Origin of the sequence: Shewanella sp. NIFS-20-20 (genome assembly GCF_019209865.1) — a bacterium.
Classification (GTDB): Bacteria; Pseudomonadota; Gammaproteobacteria; order Enterobacterales; family Shewanellaceae; genus Shewanella.
Genome location: NZ_JAHUTT010000042.1, coordinates 1 through 26,094 on the forward strand (window position 1 = coordinate 1; position 26,094 = coordinate 26,094).

Below are 26,094 nucleotides of genomic sequence, written 5' to 3' on the forward strand. Positions count from 1 at the left end.
TGCGAGACAGTTCAAGCTTGATGGGAAACGGGATAGGGCCTATCCACGTGCGTTAAAAATGAGTAAAAACAAGTATCCCATTAAGTCTAAGAAAAATGCCGTTCACACTAAGTGAACGGCATTAGGCCTTGGCCGCTTTTTAACACATATCTGCATTGATGACTATTTACAGATCATCTGCATTTTCAGACAAGTAAGATGCAACACCGTCTGGATTAGCGCTCATGCCTTTCTTACCTTTTTCCCAACCCGCAGGACAAACATCGCCATGCTCTTCATGGAACTGTAAGGCATCGATCATCCGCAGCATTTCATCCACGTTACGGCCTAATGGTAAGTCATTCACTACTTGATGACGTACCATACCGTTTTTGTCGATTAAGAATGAACCACGAAATGCCACACCGGCTTCTGGATGCTCAACATCGTAAGCTTTACAAATGTCATGCTTTACATCAGCGACCAACGTATATTTCACTTGGCCAATGCCGCCCTTGTCTACAGGGGTATTACGCCAGGCGTTGTGGGTAAACTGAGAGTCGATTGAAACACCAATCACTTCAACACCACGCTTTTTGAACTCATCCATACGATGATCAAAAGCGATTAATTCTGATGGGCAAACAAAAGTAAAATCGAGTGGGTAGAAAAACACCACTGCGGTTTGACCTTGAATCGCGGTATTCAAGTTAAAGCTATCAACAATCTCACCGTTACCTAATACAGCGGCGGCAGTAAAATCTGGGGCCGGGCGGCCGACTAATACACTCATATAATCCTCCATCAATGGAATGTAAATACAATATCCAGCAAATCTAATTGGCATTATATGGGCTTATTCTGAGCTGACAACCCATTTAACTCAATCCATGTCGATTTAATTCGATACAGGATCATTACATCTAACAACAAAAACAAAGCGAACTATTTACAGCAGTTGTCATCCAAATAAAAACCCACAAATTTCCCGCAGAAAAATACAATTTCACTCTTTGAAATGCTGGACAGCAAGGCTTCTAGCGGTCAAGATTGATTTTTTTATCGCTAACAATAAGAAATCATAATGAACGCTGTCGTTATTGCAGTTTGCTTAATGCTAGGTCTCAGTCTGGCGCGAGTTAACGTGGTTATCGCATTAACCATAAGTGCCTTAGCCGCTGGCTTAATCGGTGGGTTAGATATTCATCAGACCATTTCGGCTTTTAATACCGGTCTTGGCGGCGGAGCGAAAATCGCTCTCGGTTATGCCCTGCTCGGTGCATTTGCTGTTGCGTTATCGCATTCTGGTTTAACAACATTAATTTCTCACAAAGTAATCAGTGCTTTAGGTCACTCGCCAACCCCAAAAAATACCAATTTAGTACGGTGGAGCCTATTGTTGTTGTTACTCGCGATGGCGGTGTCATCTCAAAATGTGCTGCCAATTCATATCGCCTTTATTCCTATTTTGGTACCACCGCTATTGCATGTGATGTCGAAACTCAAGCTCGATAGACGCTTAGTGGCATGTGTACTGACCTTTGGTCTGATCACCACCTATATGATTTTGCCCATTGGTTTTGGCGGCATTTTTCTAAATGATATTTTATTAGCCAACCTTAACAGTAATGGCTTAAATGCCAGCTTAGCCCAGATCCCAGCGGCCATGATGTTGCCGGCTCTAGGCATGTTTTGTGGCTTATTATTCGCAATTTTTATTAGCTACCGTCGTCCGCGTGAATACGACGAACAGCAAATATTAACCGCTGAGCCTGAAGAAACCATCCATAAAAAGAACATTGTCATTGCCCTCTTGGCCATCATTGCGACACTAGTGGTGCAGCTGTATACCGACTCCATGATCTTTGGTGCCCTCGTGGGCTTTATGATCTTCTCAACCAGTGGAGCCCTTAAGCACGTTGCCGACCAAGACATCTTTAATCAAGGGGTGCGCATGATGGCCAATATTGGGTTCATCATGATCGCTGCCGCGGGATTTGCCGCGGTGATTAAAGCAACCGGCGAAGTCACGAGCTTAGTGCAAGCGTTAGAGTCTCTCATTGGCAATAACAAACCTTTGGCGGCCTTATTGATGCTCGTGGTGGGTTTATTGATCACCATGGGGATTGGTTCATCGTTTTCTACAATCCCAATTATTGCAACAATTTACGTGCCGTTAGCATTAACCTTTGGATTCTCAATCCCGGCAACGATTGCCTTAGTCGGTACGGCCGCAGCCCTCGGTGATGCGGGTTCACCCGCCTCAGACTCAACGTTAGGACCAACCTCGGGTCTCAATGCCGATGGCCAGCATGATCATATGCGCGACAGCGTGATCCCAACCTTTATTCATTACAATATCCCATTATTGATTTTTGGCTGGATAGCCGCCATGGTACTGTAACGATGCGTTAATGTGCTAATGAGAACGGGAGCCTATGGCTCCCGTTATGCTGGTTGGGGCCAGCCATCCACTTCAGAGTTTCCAGCGCTATCGATAATACGCTACCCTGTAAGGCAAAAATCACCTCAACTTGGACAACGGATGACCCAACTAACATTACCTCGCCAACTCATAGGATTTGCCGCTTGGCTAGGACTGTGCTTTGTCACATCAGCGCTTGGCGCCATTGCCTCAATACAAGCAAAAACATTTTATGGGCAACTGAGTCAGCCCGAGTGGGCGCCTGCCGCTTGGGTATTTGGCCCAGTATGGACGAGTTTATTTATCATGATGGCCATCGCGGCTTGGCTGGTATGGCGCCAGCAAGGCGGCCAGCATCGTGTCCAAGCACTAACGTTATTTGTGATTCAACTGGCGATAAATGCCTTATGGAGTTGGCTATTTTTTGCCTGGCAACTGGGGATGTTTGCCTTTATTGATATTGTGATCTTAGTGGCTTTGCTCGCCCTCACTATCATCTCATTTTGGCGTGAACAGCGCCTAGCAGCCCTACTCTTGGTGCCGTATTTACTCTGGGTTACGTTTGCCGCCGGATTGAACTATTCCTTATGGCAACTCAATCCACAGTTACTTGGTTAGCGCAGCAGGCTCAAGGCCACAATCACTGTCAACATATCCAAGGGAACTGTCGCCACATGATCTTACAGCGAAGGGGCAACAATCACCCTCAGCCAATGTATTTAATACTCGCGCGCCATTGTCCGTCTTGAAAAGCCGCCAGCAATTTTTTAGCGCGACCTTCATCTAACTCGGTGAAGCATCTGCGACTATGAAAAAAATCATTTAAGCCACCCATGTGCTTAAGCTTTTCCCATGAAATTCCCGAGTAGCCCATGGTCCACTGCGCAAATTGCGCTGCTTAATCGGCTCTAAAATGATTTATTAACCTTACTATGGCGCTTGTCTGTGAAAATATGCGCAAACAATGTTTCAACCACGCTACGCTACTCTTCCAGTATCTGAAAAAACGAGCCTTGGTCAAATACCAACAGACCGGTGACATTCAGCGCAGCGCTATACTTCCTCGCGATGTCGAGAAGCGAAACTAAATCGCTTTCCTTGGGGTCTGGTGTCGCGGCGCGGGTATAAATGCAATGCACCAATTCCATCATTAGTTCATCGCCCATGACGCTCCTTTGCAAACTTCAGCCCGCAGACTGAAAGTGATATACATCGCCATTTGCTCTTGCATACAACCAATTGCCTTGCGATCAACTACATCCATTCGATGTTTCAACGCTACTTCAAATGATGTTAGTTATTGATGTAGTTCGATTTTATTGCCAATAACCCAGCCATAATCCGCAGGAATTGATATTCATGGTAAACGCCAGTGAGTCCGTTTGAGGTCGTTTTACATCCGCCAACAAAAAGGAGCCTGATAGCTCCTTATTAGTGCTTCATTGTGGGCAACAGTACCTACTTAGTACCGAAGATTTTATCACCAGCATCACCCAGACCAGGCAGAATATAGCCTTTTTCATTTAAGCACTTATCGATAGAGGCTGTGTATAGCTCAATATCAGGGTGGGCTTTTTCAAGTGCCGCAATACCTTCAGGAGCAGCCACTAACACTAAGGCTTTAATGGCGTTACAACCACGCTTTTTCAGTAAATCGATAGTAGCGATCATCGAACCACCAGTGGCTAACATCGGGTCAACCACCAAAGCAATACGCTCATTCATGTCGCTCGCCAATTTTTCGAAATAAGGCACTGGCTCTAAGGTTTCTTCATCGCGATAAATACCCACCACAGAAATCCGCGCACTAGGCATATGCTCTAACACGCCATCCATCATTCCGAGGCCAGCGCGCAAGATAGGCACCACAGTGACTTTTTTACCTTTGATTTGGTCAACTTCAACAGGGCCATTCCAACCATCAATAGTCACAGTCTCGGTTTCGAAATCAGCCGTAGCTTCATAGGTTAGCAAACTACCTACTTCGGCGGCTAATTCACGGAAACGCTTAGTACTGATATCACCTTCGCGCATTAATCCAATCTTATGGCGAACCAGTGGATGTTTAACTTCGACGACTTTCATTGTTTTCTCCTGCCAAATTTTTGTTGTCAAGTTCATGAACCCTTGACCTTTATAAGAGCTGAAATTCGCGCCACCGCCTGTGCTAACCACGCAAGGTTATGGAGCAGAATTATAAAAACCAAATTTAGTGGAGTTTAGTCAATTTAGCTGCGCGATTAAATATAAACTTTAGCCACGTAGTAAAAGCGTGAACTCAAACAGCAGCATTCACCAAAGCGCTGTCAAAACACACTGATTTTGCATAATTTAGCGTATCAGCGTTCGCGTCAAGGGAAAATGATCGGGTGTTATGACACCAACCTAAATGGTAGAATGCCCGTCATAAGAAGACTCTTATCACTTGTACCCAAGAGGATCGCCGTGAGCACCCCGACCCCACTGAGTTATAAAGATGCCGGTGTAGATATCGATGCCGGAAACGCCCTAGTTAACAATATCAAATCTGCCGTTAAGCGTACCCATAGACCCGAGGTTCTCGGTAATCTTGGTGGTTTTGGTGCCTTGTGTGAACTCCCTACCAAATATAAACACCCAGTACTGGTATCCGGTACCGATGGTGTGGGCACTAAACTGCGCCTAGCCATTGATTATAAAAAACACGATACCGTGGGTGTTGATTTGGTGGCGATGTGTGTCAATGACTTGATAGTTCAAGGGGCTGAACCACTCTTCTTCTTAGACTATTATGCCACCGGAAAATTAGACGTCGAGGCCGCGACTGCCGTCGTAAATGGGATTGCTGATGGTTGTTATCAGTCTGGCTGTGCCCTGATTGGTGGTGAAACCGCCGAAATGCCTGGTATGTATGAAGGCGATGACTATGATCTTGCAGGTTTCTGTGTCGGTGTAGTTGAAAAAGCTGATATCATTGACGGCACCAAGGTTACAGCAGGCGATGCATTAATCGCGCTGGCCTCAAGCGGCCCTCACTCTAATGGCTATTCTTTGATCCGCAAAGTACTAGAAGTGAGTCAAGCCGAGCCCCAGCAACTGCTCGAAGGCAAGCCTTTAATTGAACATTTGCTGGAACCGACAAAAATTTATGTAAAGTCGTTATTAAGCTTAATCGCGCAATCGGAAGTGCATGCCATGGCACATATTACAGGTGGCGGCTTCTGGGAGAATATTCCACGAGTATTACCCGCGCATTGCAAAGCGGTCATCGATGACCAATCTTGGCAATGGCCGGCAGTATTCAACTGGTTAAAAGACGCTGGCAACATCAACGAATTCGAAATGTATCGTACCTTTAACTGTGGTGTCGGTATGATCGTAGCGTTACCAGAAACAGCCGTTGATGCGGCGCTCTCCCTGTTGTCAGCCCACGGTGAAACTGCTTGGCGGATCGGTACCATTGCCGAACGCAATAACGACGAAGAGCAAGTGGAGATCCTTTAATGGAATCAAGCTGTCGCATCCTGGTACTCATTTCTGGTCAGGGAACTAACCTCCAGGCCATAATTGATGGTTGCTTTGATAATCTCAATGCCGATGTTATTGGTGTCATTAGTAATCGAGCCGATGCCTACGGGTTAATTCGTGCTCATCAGCATGAGATTGATACAAGCTGCGTACTTGTCCATGACAACGAAAGCCGCGAGGAATATGACCAACGGTTAATGTTGGCCATTGATAAATATCAACCAGACTTAATTGTCTTGGCTGGATTTATGCGGATTTTAGGTGAAGAGCTGGTATTAAAATATCAAGGACGAATGATCAACATTCATCCATCATTACTGCCACGTCACCCAGGACTCAATACGCACCAACGCGCCATGGAGGCCGGAGATACTGAACATGGCTGTAGTGTCCATTTTGTGATCCCAGCCTTAGATGCCGGCCCAGTAATTTTGCAAGCCAAGGTGCCCGTATATCCAGAAGACAGCATTGAGGAATTATCTGAGCGAGTCCACGAACAGGAGCACGCCATTTACCCTCTGGTGGTTAAATGGTTCAGCCAACAACGCCTAAGTTTAATCGATGGTCAAGCGTATCTCGATGATAAACCGATTGGCATTCATGGTTACGCACCAGACTAAATCTCTATTTTTATTACAAAAAACGGCCTTTTTGGCCGTTTTTTTATGCAAAATTTCATTGGTGTCCTCAGTCATTTCATACTAGATTGAATGAAGTTTCTACAATTAGGACATCTTATGAAAAGCGTTATTTGTGATATTGATGGGGTGCTACTGCATAATAATCGTCTGATAGCCGGCAGTGATCGCTTTATCCACCGCTTGTTAGAGCAAGGAAACCCGCTAGTTATTCTAACCAATTATCCCGTTCAAACCGGTAAGGACTTACAAAATCGCTTAGCCGCTGTCGGCATCAACGTCCCCGAAAGTTGTTTTTATACCTCGGCCATGGCCACCGCCGACTTTCTCACTCATCAACACGGTAACAAGGCCTTTGTGATTGGTGAAGGCGCCCTCACCCACGAACTCTATAAAGCCGGCTTCACTATCACAGACATCAATCCTGATTTCGTCATCGTTGGCGAAACTAAGTCTTATAATTGGGACATGATCCATAAGGCCGCGCGATTTGTCGCTAATGGCGCCCGTTTTATTGCCACCAACCCCGATACTCATGGCCCAGGTTACAGTCCCGCCTGTGGCGCACTTTGCGCGCCAATAGAGCGCATTTGTGGCAAGAAACCCTTTTATGTGGGTAAACCCAGTGCTTGGATTATTCGCTCCGCGCTCAATAACATTGATGCGCATTCAGAAAATACCGTGATTATTGGCGATAATATGAAAACTGATATTTTGGCTGGCTTCCAAGCGGGTTTAGAAACCATTTTAGTGACCTCGGGTGTCAGCCAGCTCGCCGATATAGAAAAAGAACCCTTTCGCCCCAATCATGTTTTTGACTGTGCAGGTGATATTGATGTGATCTAATCCGGCGTCTTTGCCATTGAAGGGCCGCAACTCGGCCTATTTTTGATTATCATCAACTTTTTAATGCTCATAACGAATTCATTAAAATTGGCAAAGGCCAACAATGCCGCTTTAAAGAAATATCAGTAAATCGAGTAATCAATGAATAATCTTCATTTTAATCACCGCAACATCAACCGAAAATACATCAAAACCACCGAAATGCAGATAAATAATCAAGAGCTCGATTTGCTAGCATCCACAGATAATGGCAGACTCTATGTCAACGAGTTGAAACCTATTAATATTCTGTGAGTTGGAGAGCGCCATGTGTTCAATTTTTGCCATTCTTGATATTCAAACCGACGCCGATAGCTTGCGTCCAATTGCGCTTGAAATGTCTAAACGCCTCCGCCATCGTGGTCCAGATTGGTCGGGTATTTACCAAGATGATCACGCGATCCTGGCTCATGAACGTTTAGCTATCGTCGATATCGAACATGGCGCCCAACCGCTATATAGCGCCGATAATAGCCTGGTGCTCGCCGTAAACGGTGAAATATATAACCATAAGCAACTGAAAGCCCAATTAGGCGATAAATACAGTTATCAGACCCACTCTGATTGCGAGGTGATCTTAGCGTTATATCAAGAATACGGCTGCGAATTTTTAGATATGCTAAACGGCATCTTCGCTTTCGTGTTATATGACAAACGCACAGGTCAATACTTAATTGGCCGAGATCATATGGGTATAATCCCGCTCTATACCGGTCACGATAGTGCGGGCAATGTGTATGTTGCCTCTGAAATGAAAGCACTAGTCCCGGTATGTAACCATGTCGCTGAGTTTGCTCCTGGTCATTATCAAGTCTCTGATCAGGCTGCGGTGCGTTATTATCAACGAGACTGGATGAATTATCAGGCCGTGGCCGAAAATCCGGCAAGTAGCCAAGAGATCCGTACCGCGTTAGAAGCCGCCGTCAAGCGGCAACTCATGTCAGACGTGCCATATGGGGTATTACTCTCAGGTGGGCTCGACTCATCGGTCATCTCAGCCATCACGCAAACGTTTGCCAAGCACCGAATTGAAGACAATGATGCTTCGCAAGCTTGGTGGCCACAATTGCACTCCTTTGCAGTGGGTCTACAAGGTGCCCCTGATCTAGCCGCTGCGCAAAAGGTGGCAGATGCTATAGGTACCATACATCACGAAATTCACTTCACCTTCCAAGAAGGTCTCGATGCTATCAGTGACGTGATCTACCACTTAGAAACCTATGACGTTACCACCATCAGAGCCGCGACCCCGATGTACTTAATGGCACGAAAAATCAAAGCCATGGGCATTAAGATGGTGCTCTCTGGTGAAGGGGCCGATGAATTATTTGGCGGCTACTTATATTTCCATAAAGCGCCAAATGCCGAAGCTTTCCATGAAGAATTAGTACGAAAGCTCGATAAACTGCATTTGTTCGATTGCTTACGCGCCAATAAAGCCATGGCAGCGTGGGGATTAGAAGCCCGAGTGCCTTTCTTAGATAAAGAGTTTATTGACATCGCCATGCGTACCAACCCGCAAGCTAAAATGTCTGGCAAGGGTAAAATTGAAAAACATATCCTACGCGAAGCCTTTAGCGACGCCTTGCCAGAGTCAGTTGTCTGGCGTCAAAAAGAGCAATTTAGCGATGGGGTGGGATATTCATGGATTGATGGTTTAAAAGAGGTCGCCGCCACAAAAGTAACGGATAAAGAGATGGAAAACGCCCATTTCCGCTTCCCATACAATACACCGCAAACCAAGGAAGCCTATTTATATCGCGGTTTCTTTGAACAGCACTTCCCTCTGCCTAGTGCGGCAGAAACCGTTCCAGGCGGTAAGTCGGTTGCTTGCTCAACCCCAGAGGCGCTGGCATGGGATGCGAGCCTGCAAGGTGTCATTGACCCATCCGGTCGCGCGGTGCGTGAAGTACACAGCGATAGTTACTGATCCCTTGCGTCTAATTTGACAGCCCTGTTTGCTCCAGGGCTGTTTTTTGGGCATTATCAAGTACGACTTCAGAGAAAGATGCATCGCCAATGACCAAATATCAAAGCGTAAACGTTGCCGCCACCCTCTGGGCATTCACCTTTTTAGTGGTGTTCGCTTGGTCAGCGTATCACCCCTTCGAGAGAGGCACTTGGGTGTTAGAAGTGGCACCGGCCGTCTTAGGCGCCGCCGCGCTGCTGTTAAGTCGGCGTCGTTTTCCTCTGACCCCTTTACTGTATGTCTTGATCTTAATTCATTGCATCATTTTATTGATTGGCGGCCATTATACCTACGCCGAAGTACCGTTATTTGACTGGATAGCCGAACACACTGGCAGCAGTCGCAATAACTATGACAAATTAGGTCATTTCGCCCAAGGTTTTGTACCAGTAATGATTGCGCGTGAAATAACGCTTCGGCTGCAAGTCTTTAATAGTCGGGCTTGGGCTAATTTCTTTGTGGTGTGTTTTGCGCTGGCTTTTAGCGCGTTTTACGAATTGATCGAATGGTGGGTCGCCTTGGCCTCGGCTGAAGGTGCAGAGGCTTTCTTAGGGACTCAAGGTTATGTATGGGACACCCAATCAGACATGGGAGCTGCATTAATAGGCGCTATCGCGGCACTCGTGACCTTGTCATCTTGGCATGATAGCCAGCTGAGCCAATTTATTAAGCGCTAATGGCTACTCGCTCCATACCGCATACTCATTGCCATTAGGGCAGCAAAAATGAAAACGCTGACCACCGGGAAAACTAAAGGTATTTTTTGATATTTCGCCGCCGGCGTTAACAATATCTTGGGCGGTTTTGGCCAAATCTTCGCTGTAAATCACCACTAAAGGACAGCCTTTAGCCGTATTAAAACATAAGGCGTCTTCATAAAAACCGCCATCAATGCCCACGTGATTAAAACAGGAATAATGCGGACCATAATCACTAAATTGCCAGCCAAAGACTCGGGTAAAAAATGCCTTGGCCAAGGCCATATCGCGAACAGGGATCTCTAGATAGTTAATGCTATGATGCTGTGCCATATGACCTTATCTCCTATTACATTTGAATCAACCCAGCCACTAAACCAAGTAGGCCACCAAATACGCCGCCCCAAATCACTAACCATCCCAAATGAGCCTTGATCATGTGTTGCACCATGACTTTTACCATCTGCGGGGTCAATTCATTTAAGCGTTGCTCAATAATCTCTTTAATTTGCGCTTTTAAACCCGTCAGTTTTTCCGGCTGTTCTAACTCATTTATCAACAGTTGTTGAAAATCTTCGCTAGTGGCAATATCGACTAAAGACGCCTGCATTTTTTCGATAAACGGCTGACGTAACGGCACTAACGCTTCGTTGCCACCAAACATGGCAAGCATGCCGCCAAATGATGATTGTTCAACCGTAGTGACTAGCGCATCAAACGCGGGGTTTAAGTCGACCTTAGTAATGACCCCCGACAGATTCAGCATCGATGAGGACGTCGCCCCTTTAGATAAAAATTTATCAATATTTTCGTCGGTAAAGAATTGTTCCATCATCAACTCACTGATGGCCCGTTTAAACTCCTCAAACCGCGCGGGAATGACGCCTGAACCGTACAAACCGGGGACTTTCTCAAATAACATATGCACAGCCAGTGCATTGGTAATGGCTCCGGATAACGCGAATAAACCTACGCTTAATATCAGCGCTTGCTGACTGAAATAACCGATTAATGTGAGCAACACACACAACAGATTAGTGATGGTACTTTTAGACAACATCTTGTCCCTTTCATAATTAATATGGGACATATTGTAGGGATTTTACCCGCACTAACAAGTGCCTATCACTGACAAATAGCTTAGCCCCAAGTGCGAGGACGCTTTCTTAGCTCACGGTAATCAAAGGATAATACATGGATCCTCTCAATCGGCACCCCCGATAAAAAGACCCGCTCTTGACCACGTAAGACCATTTTAGGTTCACCACAAATAAACACCCGAAATTGACGATCAAACTGATGACGCCCGGTCACCAATTCAATCGGCTCGGCTAAGCGTACTCGTTTACCATCGACTTGGGATTTTTCACTATCGGCGCCAACACAAGCTTGATAAAAAAAATTACGGTTCATCAACATCCACTGCAATAACTGTTTATGTTGATATAAATCATCGAGATTCCGGCCATAATGATACAAATATATATTACCGCTATGGCCCTTATTTAAGGCTTCCTCAGCGATGCCAGCCACCGCTCCCAGTCCCGTGCCTTCGCCAATCAGCACTAAGGTATCCTCAGGCATGCCGGGATAATAATGGCAATGACCCCAAGGTCCTTGTAAGAGTAATTGATCCCCCTCGCAAGCTCGGTAAAACAACCAGTCGCTAAATTTACCATTGCGTTTGCGCTTAACATGAAACTCCAATAAATCGCCACTGACCTTGGCAATAGCAAAGGTTCGCCCCACCCCGTCGGGCTGACGAATATTGACCGATTGCCCAGCCAAAAAACGCTTATTACCTGAGACTTGCACGATTAACTTAACCACATGCTCACTTAACCGCGTTTTAGCCACTATCGGGGCACTTAAGAACAAGCTATCGGACTGAACGCTCTGCAAAGTCAGTCCATGGGATGGAATACACTGACAGGCAAATAATAAGCCTTCTTGCTTATACTCTATCTCCAACCCCCGTTGGGCTAATAACGCCAAATCGCCTTCTACGTATTTCATTAAACAGCTGCGACACCGACCTTTACGACAAGAGTAATTGGCCGGATAATTTTGTCTAAGTAAGGCATCTAATACCGTCTCACCACTACTAGCCTCAAACGCGACACCATCTACGTAAAATATACTCATGCATTCGACTCATTCATTACCAGTCCCCAAAAGGGCAAAAATATGCCGCCATCTATTGAGTGTATTCCACCGTTACACATTCACAAGTTGAATCAAGTTTTGGTTAAAATCCTGTTAGCAGTGTCAGGTCTCAGGTAAACTAGCGGCCTTAGACAAGGAGATAGGTTTCATGAAGTTAGTTAGATTTTTATTAGGCAAACTTATTTTGCTATTAAATGCAGTATTTAAACCGAAACAACAAAGCCGCAGTCCGCAAGAGCAACAAACTATCGATGCTGCCACGGCCGCCCTCACCTTATATCAATATCCAGCCTGTCCTTTTTGCGTCAAAGTGCGTCGACAAATGCACCGGCAGAAACTCAATATTCAACTGCAAGATGCGAAAATCGCTGAGCATGCAGAGACATTACGTCAGCAAGGGGGGCACTTAAAAGTCCCGTGTTTGCGGATTGAACAAGCAGGAAAAATTCAGTGGTTATATGAGTCTAATGACATTATCAGTTATTTGAAGCAGCACTACGCCTAATCACTCATCGCCGCCATAAATAGATCCGGTCACTGTAGTCATAAAGCCACTGTGGCCGATATACCACCAGCAAGGTGATCAGCATGCCATTTAATAACGCCTCAGGAAACATCAACAGCGGGGCGATGGTCAAATAATTATCCCATAAATATTCGCCACTTACCTCTGTGGTCATATAGACAAACCCAGCCCATAACAACAAATGCACCAATAAGGTCACTGCCGCATTTAAAAACCCGCCACAAAAAATGTAGACAAACACATGGTGCGGTAATAAATGAAAGCAACGATGATAAACCACATAGCTCACAAAGAGAGGCAGACTAATCGCAATCAAGCTATAGGCGAAGAATTGCCAAGGTTGCTCAAGCACGAGCAAGCTAAACGCCATCGACGGTAGCAATAAGGCTACCGTGGCCAAGCGCCAACCAAACATCAGCATACACAGCGTCAACCCAAGAAAATGTAAATGCAAACTCGGGTGAATACTGGCATCCATCAGCCACAGACCGAATATGGCTAAGGTGGTTAGCCATAGTCGCTGGCGTAACGATGCTGCCTGCATCACTAACTTGAGCTCAACACTGGGCCAAATGATGACCATCCACGCCAACCATATCAGCGCCATCAAGAGATAGTCATTTTGCCAGCGCCAATCAATGTTCGCCCATAAGGTCGACCAATATTGCATCATCGAGCACACCAAAATATATAATTGAACTAAAAGTTAATGTAACTCAATTAGTTTGCCGTTAAACTGAATTTTTTGCAGGCAGGTAAAGGTAAGTCATTATGACTAAATATAGCGGGTTGATCTTAGGTATGGCCACTCTCGTCGTGATCAGTGGTTGCCAATTATCACCATCGATATCAGAAGCCTATGCTGGCAAACTCCGTGATAACCTCGTTACCCGCATTGGCCAAGATGGCACCAAGCTATTTACTTACAGTCTGCGCTTGACGGACCCTGTCATTGGTGATGAAAATCGCCGCCCAACCAGCCGTAAAGAAGCATTAAGGATGGAGCGAGAATCACGGGACTTACGGGATCTTATCGCTGAACAAACGGAATTAGGCTTAGAGAAAACACTCGAAATGAGCGGTTATTGTCGTCAAGGGTATATCGAATTGAGTCGCTTAATTGCCAGCGACCGCGGTGAGATCCGCGGCGAATGTAATGAAGCGGCGACCGCAGAAGATCGCCAAAAATTCACCAATCATTATTCTTGAGCTAAGCATTCAAAAGCGATTTTATACAATTGCTCAATCCCTGGATAAATATCAGAAATGACTTGATGCAATTGGGGTAAGCTCATATTTTCTGCATCGGCTTCCGCCTGGGTCAGTGCCGAGAGTTTAATTGGCGCTACCGAGACAATCTTGATATCGCAAAACCAACGGCCAGTTTCAAAAGTGGATACTGGCAAAACTAGTCCAGCAACCACCTTAGACTCAGCCTCATCTCTCAAGGTAATCGTCTTTTTACCACTGAGAATATCAGCTTCAAAACGCTCAAAAAAAGTCATTGCAGTTAACATAAATAGGATCCAAATACTGGCAAGGCGGCGAGTATACTGCAACATTACCTTTAACGGCAGTAAATCTACGCGCGCTATTTTTTGCTAAGGCGGTAAATTTTGGGTACACTCGCCGCCTTGGCGAACAATAGAACAATTATCTATTGGTTTAGTCCCAAACAGCGTAATCGAGCACATGAATAAAAAGCAGAAAATCATCAAGAAAATGGCCAAGCGTGCCAAAGCACGTGAAAACCAAAAAGAGCATCCAGTTCAGGGTGGTCAAAAACCTAAATATATCTCTAAAGCTGAACGCGCCAAAATGGAAGCCGACGCAGCAACGGCAACAAATCAAGGATCTGAGGCCGACAGCAGCACAGCGCAAGACGAGTAATGAATCACTAGCGCCTTGGCTCGACAATAATGTCTATTATCGAGCCAAGATAGTGCGTGAGTCGCAGGCTTTGGCTATCGTTGGCCCAATACCTTAGGTCGCTTTTCGCTCAAGCTCATCATCGTTTTCTAGCGCCAAGGATGATTGCTCTTCGCTTAATTGCGCCATTTGAACTGTCGAAGACGACAACGCATTCCCACTGGATAAGCTTAAGCCTTCCTTTTCAAATTCAGTGTCTTCGCCATGGGGTGTCATGGTGACGTTATCGACCAAGCGATAGGCCACCCAAACCCCCAAGATCCCAAATAATATCGAACCAACGACTTGCCCCCAGAGCACACCGTATACCCCCCAAAAGTGGCCGCCGACATAGACAAAGGGCACAGTACCAAGCGTCGCTTTGCCGATATTAAATAAGGTCGAATACTTAGGCTTACCCAAATTGTTAAACGACGCATTGGCGACAAATAGAATTCCTGAAAAGACAAAAAATATCGACAGATATTCTAGAAAGTAATGAACTAGCTCAGCGCCATCACCATGAAGGTCAAAGCCTTCAACAATCAGATTGCGGCCTAGATACAACACCACTGACACCACCGACACATACAAGCTGCAAAAATAGATCGCCTTGGTGAGCGTCGCACGTACCCGCTCACGTTGGCATGCACCGAAATTTTGGCCAACAATTGGGCCAATGGCTCCCGATAAGGCAAAAATCATTCCAAAGGCCACAGGGATCATGCGGCCAATTACCGCCCAACCGGCCACATAGCTATCCCCGTATTCAGCTATCGAGCGCATGACTATCCCATTGCCAATGGGCGTGGCAATATTGGTGAGCATCGCCGGTCCCGCGATGGCAAACACCGGCCGCAGATCTTGGCGAAACTCATTCAAACTATTTCGTCTAAATAATTGGTGTTTATAGACAACACCGCGAGCGGCAATGATGAGAACACATACGCGCGCCAATACCGAAGCAATGGCGGCCCCTTCGATCCCCATCCCGAGCATAAAAATAAAAATAGGGTCAAGCACCGCATTGACGGCTCCGCCACTGAGCGCCGACATCATGGATAACTTGGCATCCCCCACCGCACGTAGCGCTGCCCCTAATGCCATCGCTAAGCAAATAATCGGTAACGAGGGCACTAAAATATATAAAAAACTTGCCGCTAAGGTCGCTGTATTACCTGTCGCGCCCACTAGTGCCAAAATATCAGGAATACATAGCGTGACAATGACACTAACCCCACAAGACACCATGACGGTGATAATGGCACTACTGGCGAGTAAGCGTTTGGCCTGTTCAATTTGTTTTTGCCCCAGGGCGCGCGACACCACCGCACCTAAGGCGATGGATAAGCCAATCCCGATGGAGGTGGTAAAAAAAGAAACGGTACCGGCATAACCGACCGCCGCAGCCAATTCAGCTTGCCCAAGCATACTGAGATAAAACATATCTAGTAAATCAACGATAAACAGCGCAGAAATGCCGATAGTCGCCGTGGATGTCATCACCCAGATATGCCGCATTAAGTCGCCTTGTACAAACTTGGCTTGAGCCATACTTCTCCCTTTAACCTAACCTATCGCCAAAAGAACGGATGCTAAATCGCTTGATGCAAAAAACACTTTCTGACTTAAACCAAGCTTAATCATAGTGGTTGGTGGATAATTGTTACCTAATCCACCAGACAACACCAGCAAGATTAACAATTTGCAACAATCGAACCTACTTGAGGTTATGAGAAAGCTTCACGCCTGAGTTAGATGAACTCAGGGACATTATTGGGTATGATAGCGTCAATCAACATCTGGGATGGTTTATCCGGCAATGTCACTCGCCTTTAGAAGATCTGTTAAGCAAATAGTCACCTTCGCGCTGTTGATGATGGCGACAAGCCCCTATGTGATGGCAAACACTCAAGTCGATTTAGTCAAGGTCACTAAATCGACCAACCAATTGCAGTTATTTCATCAAGGGCAACTGCTCAAAAGCTATCATATTGCCCTGGGCGACAATCCGGTGGGGCACAAGCTGAGCGAAGGGGATGAGCGCACGCCCGAGGGACGATATATCCTCGATTATAAAAAAGCCGATAGTGCCTATTATCGCTCCATTCATATTTCCTACCCCAATGATGCCGATAAGCTAAGGGCTCGGGCACTCGGTCAGAGTGCGGGAGGGCTTATTATGATCCATGGTGAAAACCCAGACTCTGAATTATCAGCCATCGAACAGCAACAAATTAACTGGACCAACGGCTGCATCGCCGTCACCAACCAAGAAATGGACGAACTGTGGCAGCTGATTGAGCCCGGTACACCAATAGAAATTTATCCTTAAGGAAATCATGTCTTTCGAACAACTTATGCGCCACTGGCCTGCGTTTAGCCACGCCATTCAAGCCTTCAGTCATGAACTTGGCTTAGCGACTTTGGATTTACATTGTGATCATGCGGCCTTAAGGGTCAATGATTTTGATAACGCCTGCGCGTTACATCTCGCCTTTGCTCACCAAGGGGAAATAATATCGAATAATGTCATTAATGGCCGCCCGATTATTATCATCAAGTTAGATCAAGGGTTAGCATTTAACCAAGGCACCATTGATTGCATTGAACTGCCCTATCCTGGCGATAAACACTACCCGAATGAAGGCTGGGAGCACATTGAGTTAGTACTTCCCTGCCAAGCCACGACCATAGAGGCGCTCACTGCCGCGTTACTGCAACAGCAGCCGCAATTGGCCTCAGTGCTAGCAGGAGACACCGATATTGAGGTGAAATTGAGTTCGCCTAAAGGGGAGCATGAACGCCTTGCCAACCCGACCATTGCATTTAAACGCAACGGCTTATGTATTAAGGTCCATCCCCATAGCATTGAAGCTGTGATCCACTCAGAACAAACACTGGACTAGCCATGAGCCAACTGCCTTTTTCTCAAGCGTGTGTGAATAACCGTCAACCGATTTTAGACACTCTGCGTCCTCTGCTGCAATCATGCTCGCAGATTTTAGAAATAGGCAGTGGCACCGGTCAACATGCTGAATTTTTTGCCACCGCATTACCATCGTTGCAATGGCAATGCAGCGACAGAATCGATAACCTCGCGGGATTAAATCAACGCATTACCATGGCTCAACGCCCTAATTTGGCCGCGGCGATTGAGCTTGATGTCGATCATTGGCCCACACTGCCGTCCGTTGACGCCATCTATACTGCTAACACCTTACATATCATGTCAGCCACTTCGGGCGCGCGTTTGTTGGCTCATGCTGCGCAGCAATTAACACCGCAAGGACAATTACTTATCTATGGCCCCTTTAAACGTCATGGCCAACACACTTGCGACTCCAATGTGCAATTCGATCGTTTTTTACAGGCACGTGATCCCAGCAGCGGCGTACGTTGCCTCGAGGACATTAGCGCCGTCGCCCACCAGCATGGCCTAACACTCGCGGCAGTATTCTCACTGCCGGCCAACAACCTGTTAGTGCAATTTATTAAAGATTAGCTTTACATTTCAGTCCGAAGCGACATTGAGTGCTCAATGTCGCATCGGAATAATCGCTTTGTTAAGGACACACTATGGCTTCAGTCACCACTAAAAAACATCACACCGGCTTAGACTATGTCGACATTGACACCCAGTACTGTCAGGCGCGTATTTTTATGCAAGGGGCTCAAATCGATCAGTTTCAACCGAAAGGCAAGGCCCCGCTGTTATGGGTGTCGAGCGCGGATGATTATCAAGCGGGTCAAGGGATTCGCGGCGGCATTCCCGTCTGTTGGCCCTGGTTTGGCATGCATGCTAATGCCGATTGGCCTCAACATGGGTTTGCTCGTACACGCCAATGGCAACTGAATTCGGTGCAAATGAAAAATGACATCGCAATACTGAAGTTTGTCCTCACCATTAGCGAACAAGATAAGCAATATTGGCCGCATGATACCCAAGTGTCGATAGAATTTGAGCTAAGTGACCGCTTAAAAGTCAGTTTAATCAATCACAATACCGGTTCAGAGACAGTCACTCTGACCCAAGCCTTACACAGCTATTTCGCCATTGAAGATATCCATCAATTACAGGCCACTGGCTTTAATGGTTCGCAGTATATCGAGTTTGGTCAAGGTCCTTACCCCCAAGAGGGAGATAGTGTCCGCTTTGACAAAGAAACCGACCGCGTTTACACCCAGCTGGGTACTGAGCAGCAACTGCACACCCCCAATGGCACCATGATGGTCAAGCGTGAGCACAGTCAATCGGCGGTGTTATGGAATCCTTGGATTGATAAATCAAGCTGGTTAAGCCGCTTTAATCATGATGATTACTTACAGATGGTCTGCCTTGAAGCGGCCAATGTGTTAGAAGATAAGCTGGTATTAGCCCCAGGAGAGCGCCATTGCCTCACCACTGAAATCTATTGGCTCGACTAAACTTTATTGATTGCAGGCAGCGACTCGTCACTGCCATCATTCAACCAGTGAGACAAAAACAATGAATGGCCACCTCGGAATGCCCTTATGAACTCAGCCAATGCTGAATTTGAACCCTCGAGTGCTGGCCAGCCGCTCTCTACGCCATCAAGAACCTCGCGCTGGCCGATGGTCTTTAGCTTGTGCTTATTTGTACTAATAACACTAGTGACTGTGGCGTGGCTGGCGCGGGATGCCTGGATAAAAGCGCTGCTTAATCATCAATTAGCGTCCTACCCGCTGCAATTAGTCACATTGGAAGGGACCTCTCTTGATTGGCATTCGGGCTGGCACGTCACCATCGCGAACCTCAGCCTCAAAGCTCCATTAACGGCAGCGTTAGATCAAACTAAAACCAGCCATCATGACGACTACCTCACGCTGGTTGTTAACGATATCAACATCGATACCAGTGACGCATTACCGCGAGTAGCCATCGCAGCGATGCAACTCGATGCCCCAGCCAGTATTGATATCAATCAGCTGAATGCTCTCTTGAGGCAATTGTCAGCGTCCGCAGCCAAACCCAGCCCCCCTGCGGCAACCCCCAATCTTGCCGGCCTCATTCCTCTGGCACTGAATATCGATAGCGGCAGCCTCACTGTCGCCGCCAGCCAATTAGATTTCAAGCAACTGCACATTGATCCCAAGCGCATAAGCGTATCACTGGCGCTGGCTGGTGCCGCCATGCCAACCGCGTTAACCCTTGAGCCCCAAACGGGTCGACTGAGCGTCACCAGTCCATTATCACTGCGCCATAGCTTACGCTGGCTATACGACTTGGCACATCAAGGCAGTTTTGCCTCGTTTTTCGAGAGCCCGCTCGCTCGCACACTCACCCCTTGGCTCTGGCTCCAGCAAGACCCCAGAGTTGCGGGCGACCTGCGTATTGAATTCAGCGCCACCACGGATAACCAATGGCGCTTGTCTGCCAAGCAATTGGCGGTTGAGCTCAGTCAGTTCCGTTATCAATTAGGATTGGCCCCGTTAACGCCATATGTCCCATCACAGCTAATTGACACCATGGCGTCAGGGGAATCAGTCCATGCGCAGCCGGTGCCTGCCCCCACAGAATTGCTGACCCTTACCAGTCCTAAACTCGCCTTGAGTTTGACTCAACAAGGCGGAGACGATGAGCTAGATTGGCAGTTAGCCCCAGCCCAACTAGCGCTGACGTTCGCGCCTGAGGTCAATGCATCAGTTGACCAGTGGGCCCACTCACAATTAACCCAACATCTTCACGCACAACTGCCGCAAGACTGGAGGTGGCTTGCCACGGTTATCCCCTGGCAAGCCATCGAAACTCGTCAATTTGCATCTCGGTGGCAACTGCGCTGGCCAAGCCCGATCACAGGTAAAAATAGCCAACAATTACAGGCAAGTGCCATTGAATTAACCCCAACACCTTCGTCCGACTCCAGCGCCAATCTCAGCGCTAACTTGCAACTGTCTGCACTGCAATGGCAAGCGCAACAATTATCACTGAATTACCGGGTTGAGGCGACGCTTGGCCATTGGTCGATAAACCACTCGGAGGCGATGTCAGTGCGTGCCAAGATTGCCCCCTTGCAATTGGCGCTAGCCGGCACACTCACCAATCATCCTGGGCTTAACGCAGATACGCGCCAGTGGCAAACCGAGTCGCAAGCGGAATTAACATTTGATATAAATCACTTGGAAGTATCACAGCAACGCGCTATCGCGGCCATTAAGTCGCCAGCAAACTCAGTGACTTATGACACCAGTATTATTGAGTTTAAAAGTCAGGCGATCCGCGGCCAAGCTCAGTGGCAATTCGACTGGCAACAAGGCAGTAAACCCCACTTATTCCCCGATTATCATCGTATTGATGTCGGCCCGGTGTTAATCCAAAAACAATTAGCCATGGGGCCAAAACACCTACCTCGCTGGCACTTAAGCTTACCCGCAAGCCAACTTATTTTATTGCCCGCGCCTCCCCCCCTCGTGGCGCAGTCGTCACCGTCAGTAACGCTCCCTAGCGAAGGCCGCCATAGCTTGGATTTTGGGATAGTCACTAAGAATGTCCAATGGCAAACCTTTGCCAGTGTGTTTCATCAAGACCAACAACTAGCGACCAATAAGATCATCAGCCAGCATGATTTTAGTGACATCGGCCTATACGCTAAAATTCAGTATGACGTCTCCCAAGGATTGCAATTAAGCAGTCAAGAGCAGTGGCGCTTAGATGCCCTAACCCTGAGCAGTTGGCAGGCGTTTGAATGGCTCAGCTCAGATCAACAATGGCAATTATCTGGCCGTTATCAACATCAGTCATCGCTTGAGTTATGGCGACCACTACTGCCGGTGGCCAGCCAACAATGGCTTAAGCAACTTACAGCTGACTTAGGCTTAAGCGGACATTACCAGCTCAATAACCGCCAAATGAGTCAGCCGTTGACTAATGAGTTCACCTTAGCGCTCAGCGCAATTAATGGCACGGTCGCCCATGTGCCGATTGATAGCGCGACCTTGACCATACCGTGTCAGTTAGAAGGTAAACTGCAACCGCTATTTTCGGCCAACATCCTGTGTGATATCGACACTCAAGCCAAGGCCATTAACCCTTTTACCGTGATTGAAGATCTCAGCTTTGATGGCACCTTGCGTGCTAATTTGGGTGGGATTGACACCAACCAAGCGACACTGGCACTGGCCGGACACGGTCAATTACTCGGCGGTCGTTTCGATATCCCCAATGTCACCTTGTCGACGACGCACCAAGCCAGTGTCTATTTATTACTGCAAGATCTTGATCTTGAATCCATCATGGCGAAACAGCGCCTCCAAGGGATCCATGCCACCGGTCGTATTGATGGGGTGCTACCCGCTCACTATCAAGATGGCAGCCTCACCATCAGCGGGGGCCGCTTAGCCGCGCGCCCCCCGGGAGGCGAGATCAGCTTGCAAGATAATGCCAAATTCCAACAATTGGCCGCGAGCCAACCGCAACTAGCTTTTGCATTGGATGTACTCAAACAATTGGATTATAAAGAACTATCAAGTACATTCGATATGGATGCCCAAGGGGATGCCCTCCTAAAAATTCATTTAGCCGGCACCAGTCCCAGCTATAATCGTCCAATCGTGCTTAACTATAACCAAAGCGAGAACATGCTTAAGTTGATTGAGAGTTTACAGATAGGCAATAAACTTCAAGATCAGTTACAGCAAAAACTCAATGCCGATACCGCTAAGGAGTTCTAATGAAACTGCTGTTCCCTCTGACATCACTCGCCTTGTTTACGTTGGTGGCCTGTAGCCCCACCGTAAAGATTGAGCCACCCGATAAGCCCATCACCATCAATCTCAATGTTAAAATCGAGCATGACATTAAGATTAAGGTCGATAAACAGCTCGATGATTTACTTAAAAATGATCAACTCTACTAATGGAAGGAGTCAGCATGCGTAAATTAGTTACTGGCTGCTTAGCCTTAGTCATCAGTGTCTCGGCCTGGGCCATGGATTTAACTGAGGCTAAAACCAACGGCTATTTAGGTGAGCAACGTAATGGCTATTTAGGGCTAGTCAAACCTAACCCAGAGGCCGAAACCATCATGCAGCAAGTCAATGCTAAGCGCTTGGCAGCCTTTACTAACATTGCCAAGCAAAATGGCATCTCAGCCGATGATGTCGCCACCTTAGCGGCCGAAAAAGCGATACAAGCCGCCGCTAGCGGCACCTATATTCAAGGGAGCAATGGCCAATGGTTAAAAAAACAGTGAGCCTGCGCTGACACTGAACACGGCTTTGCAACAAGATAACGGGGCAGTCAATACTGCCCCAAAAGCGATACCTTAATGCCATGTGTGCCGTTAATTGGCCTCGATAGCCTCTGTGACACTGCCGGTTAAGCCATCATCGTCTGTCACGGTCAGGGTGACGTTTTGTGCTTGATGATTCCGACGAGTCACCACCCGTTTAGATGAGGTAAAACCATCATCAAATTGCCATGTTTGACTGACAATCTGACCATCGCTGTCAGTGCTTACCGACATAAATATCTGCCACCAGAACAAACTAAACTGCCTGATCTTCGCCACAGGCGCCTCGCCTTCAGGCCACGCCTCAACCGTGACAGTTTGGCTGATGGCGGCTGTTGCACCTTGATCATCAGTCACGACTAATCGGACTAAATAGTCACCACTAGCATGGTACTGATGATTAATTTGCGCTCCCGCCCCTTGACTGCCATCGCCAAAATCCCACTGCCAGTTGACGATTTCGCCATCGATGTCGCTTGCCGTCGACATAAAACTGACGACATCTAGTTGCTGCTGAAAATTAAAATCGGCTATTGGCGCCTGATTGGCTGGGGATAACGCCAAGGTCATGATTAACGGATCATGATCCGACGAACGAAACGCCGTGTCTTGGTACAGGCTGTCTTGTTGGGCTGAGCTCTTAAACTCTAGGTTATAGTCCAGCGCCAAAGGTTCATCAGTATTGATATGCCAGTAGGCCATATCCACCACGGCATCCAGCAAAGAATCACTAACGAAACCATAATCCAATTGCCCCGACTGACCATCGAAAACATAGGAATAGGGATATGTGGCGTCGAGGGTACTGGCGACTTCCGCAAAACCTGCCGCCGTGATCTGCCGGATCGGATCTTCTTGACGATAGGCATTGTAGTCCCCCAACAGCACAATATGTTGTTGAGGATATTGTTGCGCTAAATAGCCAGTAATCCCTTGCGCCGCACGGGTACGAGTCAGATTGCAGTTGCCTTGACCATCGCCAGTGTCATCATCACCATCTCCAGCACAACTACTGCCTTTCGATTTAAGGTGATTGACCCCAATCACTAGGGTTTGTCCAGAGGCCAGTTCGGTGAAGGATTGAGTTAACATTGGCCGACTCTTAGTGTCATCAAACAAAGGCAGACCATTTTCATCCACTGGCGAATTTTGGCTGTCTAAAATCTTAGCCGCGCCTACGGTGGTCACCCTCTCGGGACGATACAAGATCCCAACCGCAATCGCATCGCTGCCAATCTGGCTGGTCTCAGGGGTTACATAGGCATAGGCATTATCGCCAGCCAGCGCATTGACGCCGGCCACGAGATCAGCCAGCGCATTGACGCCGGCCACGAGATCAGCAATCGCACTATGCTCAGCAAAGCCATCATTTTCAATCTCCATCAGGCCAACAATATCGGCATTGAGATCATAAATGGCACGAATAATTTTGTCGCGTTGGCGAGTAAACTCTTGTGTGGTATCCGCCCCACGAGCGGTAGGGAAGCCGGGTAAAATAATCGCCGAGGTTGAACATGATTGCATCCGCCCCACGAGCGGTAGGGAAGCCGCCCGCTTGACCATCGCCATTAAAATAATTAAGGACATTAAAACTTGCCACCGCCAGCGTACCATCACGGCTCAAAGGTGCGTCAAACTGGCGCGGATTGGCCTGCACTATATTAACAACACCATCAGGCTGGATCCGGTAAGCACCAAAGGCTTGATGCATTACCCCACGTAAACCAGTGACTTGATCGCCCACTCGCAGGGTATTTTCAGCACTGAGACCCGGGTACGGATAACGGATAGGATCAGGATTTTGCACCGTTAAGCCATCATCTAACACTAAAGTATCTAGGGCGTTAGCCGCCGTCACGGCCAACGCCTCGGAACCGGGCAATGCCACTTGGGTGCCAATCGCGTGACGTTGACTGCCTAACGTCACTTCGCCATAGCGACCTAAACGGTACACTTCATTGACGACTAAACCTTGAGCAAATGCAACTCGCATACTTTCAAAACGTTCGGGCTGTTGGAGAGAGGTTAACGGCAAGCTCAACGCTTGTGCCGCTGGTAACGCTTGATCAGTGGCACACAGCAAGTGTCCACTGAGGTTCGTCAACTGGGTTAATTCGCCAAACTCCGAGACACGCCCCTGCAATCTTATCCGATCGCCGGCCGCATAATCTAAGGGCTCATTACCGTAATACACAAAGAGGGCTTCAGAGCTTAATGGCGACTGGTCAATGTCATCGTCCGATGCCTGCACAAATAGGCCTTTTAACCCAGGCATGTGCTGAGTGACGACCGCCTCAATCACGTGCTGTTCACCCACCAGAGGACTGGCTTCACCCGTCCCTTGAATATCATGGATGCTGGTCGCCGGTTCGGCACACACTAAAGGTTCAGTACCACCACCATTGAACTGCCCCAAATCATCAATGTTATCGTTTTCAAAGCCTTGCCAACCATTGAGATCCACCGCATCGCTACTGTCAGTATCGGCGCTGGCGTTGCTATCTCGACGCAGGGTATTGTCCTTGGTCGACAATAAGCCTGAGCCCCACTCGCTGCCGGGATCAACCCCAACTTGCCCTAAGCTATCGATAACTAGCCCTTGGCTCACCAGCTCAATCGCATCGTCACCATTAAAAAAGCTGTCATTGAATGTGAGATCACTGAGCGCCAAAATAGCAGCAGAGGCATCATTATCAGCCACCACAAATGAACTACCGGGAGTTAGATTGCCAGATAAAGCTAGGCTAGTGCCGGCTTGCTGATTACCATTAAAATAAAACTTTAATTGGTACTGACTCAAATCAAGAGTGCTATCGCTCACATTAGTCAGCTCCAGCGCCTTATTGTTGCTTGAACCTTCCACATACTCGGTAATGAGTAAGCTAGTCGCCATACTCGGCCCACAGGCCAAGATAATCGCGCTCGCCAGTAATGTTTTTCGCATACCGTATCTCCCAAAAATCTATTATAGGAATCGAGAGGAATAAAAAACCCCTTCGAAAGACAGAAATATAATAAGGACGGAGAGTGACAGTTTTGCAACAATTTAATGACACATTGTTAAAGACTTTTGTTCTGAATACCTAATATCAATTAGTTAGATTTTGTTTGTCGAGAAGGGTTAGCCGTGATTTAATCCTGA

26 protein-coding genes and 1 pseudogene are annotated in these 26,094 nt (G+C 47.3%); 17 read left to right on the forward strand and 10 right to left on the reverse strand.

The annotated features are described in order from the left end of the window. Positions 1-166: 166 nt before the first annotated feature. Positions 167-772, reverse strand: coding sequence for a peroxiredoxin C (locus tag KU855_RS13085; RefSeq protein WP_218530724.1), 606 nt, complete (start codon positions 770-772; stop codon positions 167-169). Positions 773-1,063: 291 nt separating this feature from the next. Here KU855_RS13085 and KU855_RS13090 point away from each other — a divergent pair, with 291 nt between their 5' ends. Further along, positions 1,064-2,383, forward strand: coding sequence for a Na+/H+ antiporter family protein (locus KU855_RS13090; RefSeq protein ID WP_218530725.1), 1,320 nt, complete (start codon positions 1,064-1,066; stop codon positions 2,381-2,383). Positions 2,384-2,524: 141 nt separating this feature from the next. After that, positions 2,525-3,022: a TspO/MBR family protein gene (locus KU855_RS13095; RefSeq protein ID WP_218530726.1), complete on the forward strand. Its 498-nt coding sequence runs from the start codon at positions 2,525-2,527 to the stop codon at positions 3,020-3,022. Between the two features lie 365 nt (positions 3,023-3,387). On the opposite strand, the gene KU855_RS13100 is transcribed toward KU855_RS13095, so the two are convergent. Beyond that, complete coding sequence (locus tag KU855_RS13100; protein ID WP_218530727.1) at positions 3,388-3,570, reverse strand: BLUF domain-containing protein; 183 nt, start codon at positions 3,568-3,570, stop codon at positions 3,388-3,390. 292 nt (positions 3,571-3,862) lie between these two features. Then, a complete protein-coding gene (gene upp, locus KU855_RS13105; RefSeq protein WP_218530728.1) occupies positions 3,863-4,489 on the reverse strand; it encodes a uracil phosphoribosyltransferase in 627 nt (208 codons plus the stop codon). Between the two features lie 360 nt (positions 4,490-4,849). Here upp and purM point away from each other — a divergent pair, with 360 nt between their 5' ends. The 5 genes from purM to KU855_RS13130 all read left to right on the forward strand — a co-directional run bounded on the left by purM (position 4,850) and on the right by KU855_RS13130 (position 10,080). Beyond that, a complete protein-coding gene (gene purM / locus KU855_RS13110; RefSeq protein ID WP_218530729.1) occupies positions 4,850-5,887 on the forward strand; it encodes a phosphoribosylformylglycinamidine cyclo-ligase in 1,038 nt (345 codons plus the stop codon). Continuing rightward, complete coding sequence (purN, locus tag KU855_RS13115) at positions 5,887-6,531, forward strand: phosphoribosylglycinamide formyltransferase (protein WP_218530730.1); 645 nt, start codon at positions 5,887-5,889, stop codon at positions 6,529-6,531. Before purM ends, purN begins: the two co-directional genes overlap by 1 nt. Before the next feature lie 117 nt (positions 6,532-6,648). Next, complete coding sequence (locus tag KU855_RS13120) at positions 6,649-7,395, forward strand: HAD-IIA family hydrolase (protein WP_218530731.1); 747 nt, start codon at positions 6,649-6,651, stop codon at positions 7,393-7,395. Between the two features lie 307 nt (positions 7,396-7,702). Further along, complete coding sequence (gene asnB, locus KU855_RS13125; RefSeq protein ID WP_218530732.1) at positions 7,703-9,364, forward strand: asparagine synthase B; 1,662 nt, start codon at positions 7,703-7,705, stop codon at positions 9,362-9,364. Positions 9,365-9,453: 89 nt separating this feature from the next. Continuing rightward, positions 9,454-10,080, forward strand: coding sequence for a DUF2238 domain-containing protein (locus KU855_RS13130; protein WP_218530733.1), 627 nt, complete (start codon positions 9,454-9,456; stop codon positions 10,078-10,080). Positions 10,081-10,083: 3 nt separating this feature from the next. On the opposite strand, the gene KU855_RS13135 is transcribed toward KU855_RS13130, so the two are convergent. From KU855_RS13135 to KU855_RS13145, 3 genes are all read right to left on the reverse strand, one after another. Beyond that, positions 10,084-10,434: a VOC family protein gene (locus tag KU855_RS13135; RefSeq protein ID WP_218530734.1), complete on the reverse strand. Its 351-nt coding sequence runs from the start codon at positions 10,432-10,434 to the stop codon at positions 10,084-10,086. A gap of 16 nt (positions 10,435-10,450) precedes the next feature. Then, a complete protein-coding gene (locus KU855_RS13140) occupies positions 10,451-11,158 on the reverse strand; it encodes a DUF445 domain-containing protein (protein WP_218530753.1) in 708 nt (235 codons plus the stop codon). Positions 11,159-11,241: 83 nt separating this feature from the next. Beyond that, a complete protein-coding gene (locus KU855_RS13145; RefSeq protein ID WP_218530735.1) occupies positions 11,242-12,246 on the reverse strand; it encodes a 2Fe-2S iron-sulfur cluster-binding protein in 1,005 nt (334 codons plus the stop codon). A 169-nt stretch (positions 12,247-12,415) separates the two neighbouring features. On the opposite strand from KU855_RS13145, the gene KU855_RS13150 reads away from it, so the two are divergent. Further along, positions 12,416-12,772: a glutathione S-transferase N-terminal domain-containing protein gene (locus KU855_RS13150; protein WP_218530736.1), complete on the forward strand. Its 357-nt coding sequence runs from the start codon at positions 12,416-12,418 to the stop codon at positions 12,770-12,772. A gap of 4 nt (positions 12,773-12,776) precedes the next feature. On the opposite strand, the gene KU855_RS13155 is transcribed toward KU855_RS13150, so the two are convergent. Beyond that, a complete protein-coding gene (locus KU855_RS13155; protein WP_218530737.1) occupies positions 12,777-13,466 on the reverse strand; it encodes an energy-coupling factor ABC transporter permease in 690 nt (229 codons plus the stop codon). 95 nt (positions 13,467-13,561) lie between these two features. On the opposite strand from KU855_RS13155, the gene KU855_RS13160 reads away from it, so the two are divergent. Continuing rightward, positions 13,562-14,002, forward strand: a complete 441-nt coding sequence (locus KU855_RS13160; RefSeq protein WP_371316362.1) for a hypothetical protein — start codon at positions 13,562-13,564, stop codon at positions 14,000-14,002. On the opposite strand, the gene yqfB is transcribed toward KU855_RS13160, so the two are convergent. Then, positions 13,993-14,310, reverse strand: coding sequence for a N(4)-acetylcytidine aminohydrolase (yqfB, locus tag KU855_RS13165; protein ID WP_218530739.1), 318 nt, complete (start codon positions 14,308-14,310; stop codon positions 13,993-13,995). The two genes, KU855_RS13160 and yqfB, sit on opposite strands and share 10 nt — an antisense overlap. Positions 14,311-14,485: 175 nt before the next feature. Here yqfB and KU855_RS13170 point away from each other — a divergent pair, with 175 nt between their 5' ends. After that, positions 14,486-14,683, forward strand: coding sequence for a DUF2986 domain-containing protein (locus KU855_RS13170; protein WP_218530740.1), 198 nt, complete (start codon positions 14,486-14,488; stop codon positions 14,681-14,683). A gap of 93 nt (positions 14,684-14,776) precedes the next feature. Here the strand turns inward: KU855_RS13170 and KU855_RS13175 are convergent, their stop codons facing one another. Further along, positions 14,777-16,255: an MATE family efflux transporter gene (locus KU855_RS13175; protein WP_218530741.1), complete on the reverse strand. Its 1,479-nt coding sequence runs from the start codon at positions 16,253-16,255 to the stop codon at positions 14,777-14,779. Between the two features lie 268 nt (positions 16,256-16,523). On the opposite strand from KU855_RS13175, the gene KU855_RS13180 reads away from it, so the two are divergent. The 7 genes from KU855_RS13180 to KU855_RS13210 all read left to right on the forward strand — a co-directional run bounded on the left by KU855_RS13180 (position 16,524) and on the right by KU855_RS13210 (position 22,913). Beyond that, positions 16,524-17,036 (forward strand): L,D-transpeptidase family protein, encoded by a 513-nt coding sequence (locus tag KU855_RS13180; protein ID WP_218530742.1) that lies wholly within the window; start codon positions 16,524-16,526, stop codon positions 17,034-17,036. 7 nt (positions 17,037-17,043) lie between these two features. Next, entirely contained in the window at positions 17,044-17,610 is a 567-nt protein-coding gene (locus KU855_RS13185) for a VOC family protein (RefSeq protein ID WP_218530743.1), read from the forward strand. A gap of 2 nt (positions 17,611-17,612) precedes the next feature. Continuing rightward, positions 17,613-18,206: a DUF938 domain-containing protein gene (locus KU855_RS13190; RefSeq protein ID WP_218530744.1), complete on the forward strand. Its 594-nt coding sequence runs from the start codon at positions 17,613-17,615 to the stop codon at positions 18,204-18,206. A gap of 74 nt (positions 18,207-18,280) precedes the next feature. Then, the gene (locus KU855_RS13195) at positions 18,281-19,129 is read left to right on the forward strand and encodes a D-hexose-6-phosphate mutarotase (protein WP_218530745.1); all 849 of its coding nucleotides are present in this window, start codon (positions 18,281-18,283) and stop codon (positions 19,127-19,129) included. Between the two features lie 87 nt (positions 19,130-19,216). Further along, positions 19,217-22,393 carry a YdbH domain-containing protein gene (locus tag KU855_RS13200; RefSeq protein WP_218530746.1) on the forward strand — a complete coding sequence of 1,059 codons (3,177 nt, stop codon included), beginning with the start codon at positions 19,217-19,219 and terminating at the stop codon, positions 22,391-22,393. After that, entirely contained in the window at positions 22,393-22,578 is a 186-nt protein-coding gene (locus KU855_RS13205; protein WP_218530747.1) for a YnbE family lipoprotein, read from the forward strand. The genes KU855_RS13200 and KU855_RS13205 overlap by 1 nt, the downstream gene beginning before the upstream one ends. A 14-nt stretch (positions 22,579-22,592) precedes the next feature. Continuing rightward, positions 22,593-22,913 (forward strand): YdbL family protein, encoded by a 321-nt coding sequence (locus KU855_RS13210; RefSeq protein ID WP_256261020.1) that lies wholly within the window; start codon positions 22,593-22,595, stop codon positions 22,911-22,913. Between the two features lie 90 nt (positions 22,914-23,003). Here the strand turns inward: KU855_RS13210 and KU855_RS19090 are convergent. Then, a pseudogene (locus KU855_RS19090) lies at positions 23,004-25,896 on the reverse strand (ExeM/NucH family extracellular endonuclease). Positions 25,897-26,094 lie beyond the last annotated feature (198 nt).

Coding starts and splice junctions, on each gene's coding strand:
- KU855_RS13170 (WP_218530740.1), top strand. CDS start 14,486: ATGAATAAAAAGCAGAAAATCATCAAGAAAATGGCCAAGCGTGCCAAA.
- yqfB (WP_218530739.1), bottom strand. CDS start 14,310: ATGTTAACTGCAATGACTTTTTTTGAGCGTTTTGAAGCTGATATTCTC.
- KU855_RS13185 (WP_218530743.1), top strand. CDS start 17,044: ATGTCTTTCGAACAACTTATGCGCCACTGGCCTGCGTTTAGCCACGCC.
- KU855_RS13130 (WP_218530733.1), top strand. CDS start 9,454: ATGACCAAATATCAAAGCGTAAACGTTGCCGCCACCCTCTGGGCATTC.
- KU855_RS13175 (WP_218530741.1), bottom strand. CDS start 16,255: ATGGCTCAAGCCAAGTTTGTACAAGGCGACTTAATGCGGCATATCTGG.
- KU855_RS13150 (WP_218530736.1), top strand. CDS start 12,416: ATGAAGTTAGTTAGATTTTTATTAGGCAAACTTATTTTGCTATTAAAT.
- KU855_RS13090 (WP_218530725.1), top strand. CDS start 1,064: ATGAACGCTGTCGTTATTGCAGTTTGCTTAATGCTAGGTCTCAGTCTG.
- KU855_RS13095 (WP_218530726.1), top strand. CDS start 2,525: ATGACCCAACTAACATTACCTCGCCAACTCATAGGATTTGCCGCTTGG.
- KU855_RS13145 (WP_218530735.1), bottom strand. CDS start 12,246: ATGAGTATATTTTACGTAGATGGTGTCGCGTTTGAGGCTAGTAGTGGT.
- KU855_RS13200 (WP_218530746.1), top strand. CDS start 19,217: ATGAACTCAGCCAATGCTGAATTTGAACCCTCGAGTGCTGGCCAGCCG.
- KU855_RS13205 (WP_218530747.1), top strand. CDS start 22,393: ATGAAACTGCTGTTCCCTCTGACATCACTCGCCTTGTTTACGTTGGTG.
- KU855_RS13120 (WP_218530731.1), top strand. CDS start 6,649: ATGAAAAGCGTTATTTGTGATATTGATGGGGTGCTACTGCATAATAAT.
- KU855_RS13190 (WP_218530744.1), top strand. CDS start 17,613: ATGAGCCAACTGCCTTTTTCTCAAGCGTGTGTGAATAACCGTCAACCG.
- KU855_RS13180 (WP_218530742.1), top strand. CDS start 16,524: ATGTCACTCGCCTTTAGAAGATCTGTTAAGCAAATAGTCACCTTCGCG.
- asnB (WP_218530732.1), top strand. CDS start 7,703: ATGTGTTCAATTTTTGCCATTCTTGATATTCAAACCGACGCCGATAGC.
- KU855_RS13085 (WP_218530724.1), bottom strand. CDS start 772: ATGAGTGTATTAGTCGGCCGCCCGGCCCCAGATTTTACTGCCGCCGCT.
- KU855_RS13195 (WP_218530745.1), top strand. CDS start 18,281: ATGGCTTCAGTCACCACTAAAAAACATCACACCGGCTTAGACTATGTC.
- KU855_RS13155 (WP_218530737.1), bottom strand. CDS start 13,466: ATGATGCAATATTGGTCGACCTTATGGGCGAACATTGATTGGCGCTGG.
- KU855_RS13100 (WP_218530727.1), bottom strand. CDS start 3,570: ATGGGCGATGAACTAATGATGGAATTGGTGCATTGCATTTATACCCGC.
- upp (WP_218530728.1), bottom strand. CDS start 4,489: ATGAAAGTCGTCGAAGTTAAACATCCACTGGTTCGCCATAAGATTGGA.
- KU855_RS13135 (WP_218530734.1), bottom strand. CDS start 10,434: ATGGCACAGCATCATAGCATTAACTATCTAGAGATCCCTGTTCGCGAT.
- KU855_RS13210 (WP_256261020.1), top strand. CDS start 22,593: ATGCGTAAATTAGTTACTGGCTGCTTAGCCTTAGTCATCAGTGTCTCG.
- purN (WP_218530730.1), top strand. CDS start 5,887: ATGGAATCAAGCTGTCGCATCCTGGTACTCATTTCTGGTCAGGGAACT.